Annotated in this window: 6 protein-coding genes and 1 tRNA gene; 5 read left to right on the top strand and 2 right to left on the bottom strand. The window is 67.1% G+C overall.

The features are described 5' to 3' along the window. The 4 genes from ACN0T5_RS21525 to hisD all read left to right on the top strand — a co-directional run. The coding region (locus ACN0T5_RS21525; protein ID WP_417770652.1) for a hypothetical protein at positions 1–266 on the top strand (266 nt) is incomplete at its 5' end. 221 nt (positions 267–487) lie between these two features. Further along, the gene (locus ACN0T5_RS21520; protein ID WP_417770651.1) at positions 488–2,998 is read left to right on the top strand and encodes an Ig-like domain-containing protein; all 2,511 of its coding nucleotides are present in this window, start codon (positions 488–490) and stop codon (positions 2,996–2,998) included. Between the two features lie 86 nt (positions 2,999–3,084). Continuing rightward, on the top strand, positions 3,085–3,468 hold the full coding sequence (gene pcaC, locus ACN0T5_RS21515; protein ID WP_417770650.1) for a 4-carboxymuconolactone decarboxylase: 384 nt from the start codon (positions 3,085–3,087) through the stop codon (positions 3,466–3,468). A gap of 37 nt (positions 3,469–3,505) precedes the next feature. Continuing rightward, the gene (gene hisD, locus ACN0T5_RS21510) at positions 3,506–4,813 is read left to right on the top strand and encodes a histidinol dehydrogenase (protein WP_417770649.1); all 1,308 of its coding nucleotides are present in this window, start codon (positions 3,506–3,508) and stop codon (positions 4,811–4,813) included. A gap of 30 nt (positions 4,814–4,843) precedes the next feature. On the opposite strand, the gene ACN0T5_RS21505 is transcribed toward hisD, so the two are convergent. Next, positions 4,844–5,032 carry a hypothetical protein gene (locus ACN0T5_RS21505; protein WP_417770648.1) on the bottom strand — a complete coding sequence of 63 codons (189 nt, stop codon included), beginning with the start codon at positions 5,030–5,032 and terminating at the stop codon, positions 4,844–4,846. Positions 5,033–5,299: 267 nt separating this feature from the next. Further along, positions 5,300–5,389 (bottom strand) — tRNA-Ser (locus ACN0T5_RS21500). Between the two features lie 210 nt (positions 5,390–5,599). On the opposite strand from ACN0T5_RS21500, the gene ACN0T5_RS21495 reads away from it, so the two are divergent. Beyond that, a partial coding sequence (locus ACN0T5_RS21495; RefSeq protein ID WP_417770647.1) for a hypothetical protein occupies positions 5,600–6,173 on the top strand: 574 nt, incomplete at its 3' end.

Genomic DNA, 6,173 nt, shown 5'->3' with positions numbered 1-6,173 from the left:
GAGGCAACAGCGCGCTGGTGATGACGCCGATGCTGCGCGCCTCGCTTGCCGGAGCCAGGGTGTTCGGTGCGCGCGGCGAGTTCATCGGCACCGTCCTCGGTGTCAGCGACGACGGCGCGCTGCGCGTCGCGACCAAGCTGTCCGGCACGCTGGAGCTTGTCAACGCCGTGGCCCGCATCGACAACGACCGCGTCTGGCTGCGCACGTCCGAACAGGCGCTCGCGCCCTATCTCGACGACGACTTCACGCGGCTGCGCCTTGAGTAACGCAACGCCCTGATGACGGCGGCGCGCCACCCGCCGTTCCCAAAGCGGAAACGATCACGCCCGGGCGCCAATATTGGCGCCCGGACGGCGCGCAATTCACCATTCTGCCCCCGCTCTGCCGCTTCGGCGTTGCCATTGCGCATAACTGGCTGTAACCCTTCGTGAAATTTTTTGCCGATCGTGCAGCATTCCGATGCCCGCACATTAGGGAGGTCAGGCTTTTGACGAGTGACAGTGACGCGATTCAGCCGGTTTTCGAACGTAGCCTGACCTTCGACATCCCCGCATCCCGCGGCCAGAGCGGGGTACGCCTGAAGGTCACCGAGACGGCGGACGGCACGCTGTTGTTCGAGCTCGATCTACTTGACGGGGCGCGCCGCAAGGCCGACATCCAGGCGCTGTTCTTCGACACGTCCAGCCTTCTCGACCCCGGCAGCTTCGCCGCTGACGGCCCGCATGTCCGCTCGACCGCACATGGGCGCGTCAAGGATGCAGGCTGGGGCCAGAACGTGCACGGCCAGCCCGCCTCCTTCGACTTTGGCGTCGGCCTGTCGCCGCGCGGGAAAGAGGGCCTGGCGGTTCAATCGACCTCCTTCACCCTGTCCTCGGAGGCCGGCGCGCTCAGCCTCGACGATATCGGCGGCATGGACTTTGCCGCCCGCGTCAACGGCATCGGCAGCCGCCCGGTGATGGTGACCACCGCGCCCCATGCGCCCGACGCCGTGGCCGACAGCTATTCCATCTTCGAGGACGGCGCCGCCGGCCTTGATGCGCCGACGCATACGCCGACGGGCATCGTCTTTACCCCGCTCGACAACGATACCGACGGCGACGGCGACACGCTGACGATCACCGCCGTGCGCGGCGCGATGCACGGCACCGTCGAGATCATCGACGGCGACGATGCCGACGACATCGCCGGCGACGCGATCCTCTACACGCCCTTCGCCGATTACAGCGGCGCCGACCACTTCGAATACCTGGTCAGCGACGGCGACGGCGGCACCGATTTCGCCGGCGTGGACGTCGCGATCGAGGCCGCGGCCGACGCGCCCGACCTCTCGGTCGAGGTGCTGGCCACCGAGGGCCCCGAGCAGATGATCATCCGCGTCAGCGCAGATCAGACCGACCTCGACCTGTCGGAATACATCGACCGGATCGAGCTGACGGCGACCAATCCCGACGGCTCCGTGCGTGACCTGACCGGCTACCTCTCGGAAGTTCTCTACGACCCGGCCAGCGAAGAGGCGAGCCTGCATCGCGACTTCCTGCTGACGGTGCCGGGCGCGTCGAGCACGAATTTCGACCTGACCGTGCGCGCGGTGTCGACGGAACGCGCCAACGGCGACGAGGAAAGCACCAGCCAGGTCATTCACGTCGAGACCGTGGCGCAAAGCAACGCCTTCTCGCAGGGCTTTGCCGCGCGCAACCAGAACATCTGGGAAAGCGGCAGCGAGGACGGCGGCGATGTCTCGCTCGACCTCGGCTTCCGCCTCGATGCGCCCGACCAGAGCATCTCGCGCGGGTTCTACTTTAACGGCAGCGACACCGGCTTTGGCTTCCGCACCGACAACACCATTGCCGTGGGAGTCGAGAACCTGACCGTCAGCGCCTCACTCGGCCTCAACCTCTCGGTGCGCGGCGGCGCGGTCGATGCGACGGTCGAATACGATGGCCATGTCAACACACTGCACAACAAGACCGTGGACCAGCTGCGCTTTACCACCTCGGCCGAGGCCGACATGGCGGCATCCTCTTTCACCGCCAGCACCCCGGAACTCGGCTTCGACCTGGCGCTGAAGCAACTTGGTCTCAGCTTCGACTTCACCGCCGGCATGTGGGGCTACGTCACCTTCGACGCGGCCAATACCTCGGCCGGAACGGTGCATTACGGTGCGGGCGACTTGTTCGATCTGCCGATGAACCTCGGCATTCCCACCGGGCTTCTCGGCCCCGGCGGGCTGAGCCTTGCGCGGCTCGAGAATGGCGAGCTGAAGCTTGCCGAGGTGCCGGGCCTGCCCGAGCAATTCGTGCTGACCACCGACAGCTACACCGGCAACGTCTTCAGCGACCCGTACAAGAACGACCTGGTGGAATACACCTTCTCGTACCCGCATTTCCCCGTCACCAAGGAATGGGCGAACGAAGAGACAAACGTTCTGGGCGGCAACAACGGCGGCGACCTCGTGGTGCTGCGCTACGATCTCGACGGGATCGCGGCGACCGCGCTTGGCCTGGCCAACCCGCTGAATCCGCTGATCTTCCACTACGAGAAGGCGGGCGTCTTCACCGCCCGCGCCTCGGCGCATCTGCTCGACTACGACCTGGTGAACGGGCTGCAATACATCCAGGACCACGCATTGCGCGCGGGCGACCTCAAGGGCACGATCGTCTTCGAGGACGACAGCACCGAGGAGTTCATCTTCGGCGACAGCTTCGTGATCGACAACGCCTCGTCGCGCGATGCCAACGGCGACGGGGTCATCGGCTACCACGTGCTGATGGACGCGGCGGCGCAGTTCAGCACCGACGCGGGCTTCTCGATCGGGCTGCGCGATGAACTGGACGTGCTGAAGCTCAACGCGACGATCACAGGCTTCGACATTCCCGCGATCGTCGCCGGCGACGGCATCAATGGCAACGCCATCGACACGAGTTTCTACCGCTCGGTCGCCTATGAGACCGCCGAGCTCGATTTCAACGGCGCGCAGAGCTACGACATGATCGCCTGAGCACGGCGGGCGACACGGGGCATTCTCAAACCCGCGCCCAGCGGTTAGGACTGGTGTGAGACACGTCAATCTCCCGGAGCCAGCCCATGCCCAGCGACCGTTTCGACACCGGCATGAAAACCCGCCGCGCCGTGCTTGGTGACGAGCATGTCGATCGCGCCGAGGCGGCGAGAACCGATTTCGACACGCCCTTCCAGACCCTCATAACCGAAGGCGCATGGGGCACGCTTTGGAGCGATCCCGCGATTTCGCTGCGCGACCGCTCGATGCTGACGCTGGCGCTGCTGGCCGCGACCGGGAACTTCGACGAGATCCCCATGCACATACGCGCCACCGCCCGCACCGGGGCCAGCCGCGAGGACGTGATTCAGGCCTTCATGCATGTCGCGGTCTACGCCGGCGTACCGCGCGCCAACCACGCGATCAAGCTGGCCAAGGCCACTTATGCGGAAATGGAGGCCGAGGCTTGAGCGCGCGGTCCGGGAGACACGAAAGGCCGGCAGGCTGATGGCACGGACGTATCTCAAGACCGCGCGGCTGACCGCGCAATCGGACGCCGGGGACGTGCAGGACACCGTCCGCGCGATCCTGGACGACATCGAGGCCGGCGGCGAGGACCGGGCGCGCGCCTATGCCGCCAAGTTCGACCGCTACGACGGCCCGATCCTGCTGTCCGAAGACGACATCGCGGCCGCCTGCGACCGGGTTCCCGAGGGTCTGAAAGGCGACATCCGCTTTGCCCATGACAACATCCGCCGCTTCGCCGAGGCCCAGAAAAACAGCCTTGCCGATTTCGAGATCGAGCTGTTGCCGGGGCTGACCGCCGGGCAGCGCGCGATCCCGGTGTCGGCGGCGGGCTGCTATGTGCCGGGCGGGCGCTATAGCCACATCTCCTCGGCGATCATGACGGTCTGCACCGCCAAGGTCGCCGGCTGCCCGCATGTCACCGCCGCCTCTCCGCCGCGCCCCGGCACCGGCATCGCTCCCGCCGTCGTCTATGCCGCCCGGGTCAGCGGCGCCAACCAGATCATGGCCATGGGCGGCGTGCAGGCGATCGCGGCGATGGCCTTTGGCCTGTTCGGCCTGCCGCGCGCCGACATCCTGGTCGGTCCGGGCAACCAGTTCGTGGCCGAGGCCAAGCGCATCCTCTTCGGGCGCGTCGGCATCGACATGATCGCGGGGCCGACCGACAGCCTTGTCCTCGCCGACGGCACCGCCGACCCCGCCATCGTCGCCGCCGATCTCGTCAGCCAGGCCGAGCATGGCTACAACTCGCCGGTCTGGCTGGTCACCGACGCGCCGGCGCTGGCCGAGGCAGTGCTGGCGCGCGTGCCGGGCCTGATCGACGCGCTGCCCGGGACCAACCGCGACAACGCCCACGCCGCCTGGCGCGACTATGCCGAAGTCATCCTCTGTGACGACCGCGAGGACATGGCCGCCTGCGCCGACGCCTACGCGCCCGAGCATCTGCACGTGCAGGCGGCGGACCTCGGTTGGTGGCGCGAACGGCTGAAATGCTACGGCTCGCTCTTTCTCGGCGAAGAGACCACCGTGTCCTACGGCGACAAGGCGGCCGGTCCCAACCACGTGCTGCCGACCTCGGGCGCGGCGGGCTATACCGGGGGGCTGTCGGTGCACAAGTTCATGAAGGTCGTGACCTGGCAGCAGGCCAGCCGCGACGGCTCGCGCCGGCTGGGGGAGGCTACTGCGCGGATCTCGCGCCAGGAGGGGATGGAAGGACACGCCCGCGCGGCGGACGTGCGGATGGCAAAGTATTTCCCGAACGACAAGCTCGACCTCGGTACCGGAAACTGAGCACCGGGACGCGTCGATTCTTCGGTCACCTCAGGCCCGCTTCAGCTCTCGATGCTGTTCGGCGCGCGCAAGGACCGGCTGCATGATGACCTGCTCACGCAACTCCGCGAAGGTCAGGTAGCGCGAACTGTCCGGATAGCGCTCGAAATATTGCGCTGCCTCGTCGCCCAGGCCCTCTTTTTCGAACTGCTCGATCAACTCGTCGGTGGCACGTTGCATCATCGCACTCCCTCTGTCGCCGGTTCGATCCTTGCTTTGATCCTTGCCGAATTGGTTTATGAGAAGGTTAACGCCCCGGGCCGCGTCCGGTTCCATCGGCGCGCGTTTGCGCTGCCCCGCCCCACTCTTCGTCCATCCGCACGTCATCGCGAAGGGTTTCGCACCTAGGTCGCGACGATCCCGACTCGCGCCTGTCCGGCTGGCTTTTCGCAAATAGGAAAAATCTCCCTCGGTCGCGTGGCCTTGACGGGTTCACAACCGGGCAAGTGGCGGAGGAGGTGGGATTCGAACCCACGGTAGGCTTTCACCTACGTCGGTTTTCAAGACCGGTGCAATCGACCACTCTGCCACTCCTCCGACGCCCCTGAGTAAACGCGGGTGGACGATTCTGGAAGGTTGGGGATGGGAAAATCCGCCGAAGGCGGCAGGGGTGCTTTTCTTGCCTCCCTCATGCCGCTAGACTGCCGCCCACCGGGCCTGACGGCAAGATCTGGGCCGGACAAGAGCAGACAGTCGGGCCGCCCGGCGCCCGGGGATGGGCGCCGCCGGCGGGACGAGGGGCATGAGATGACATTTTCCAATGCGGGCAATCGGTTGACCGGACGCGCGGCGCGCCTCGCCTGTGCGCTGGCCCTCGCGGCTGCGCTTGCGGGTTGCGAAGAGAGCGGCGGCTTCAGCCTTGGCGGCGGCGGCGCGGACAGCGAGGGCGCGCCGCAACCGGCCAAGTCTACCAAGCTGGTCGAGCGTGACGTCGAGGCGCCCGAGATCTTCCAGGTCACCGACGAGGGCCTCTGGGACGGGCGGCCATCGCTCGGCGGGGTCTGGGTCGCCCATTCCGACGTCAAGGACCCCGAGCGCGTGATCATCCGCAACACCGCCAACGGCAAGTTCGTAATCGGCGCGCTGTTCAGGCGCGAACGCGAGATCCCGGGGCCGCGCTTCCAGATCTCCTCGGATGCCGCGGCCGCGCTGGGGATGCTCGCCGGAGCGCCGCAAGAGCTGAATGTCACCGCCCTTCGGCGCGAAGAGGCCGCCCCGGAACCCGACGCCGAGGCCGCGCCCGAGGCCGCCGGCGCCGCGCCGGACGCGATCGAGGAAACCACGCTCGACCCGGTCGCCGGCGCCAGCGCCGCCATCGCGC

This window comes from Stappia sp. (assembly GCF_048261845.1).
GTDB lineage: Bacteria > Pseudomonadota > Alphaproteobacteria > Rhizobiales > Stappiaceae > Stappia.
This window is presented reverse-complemented; position numbering and strand designations above follow the sequence as displayed.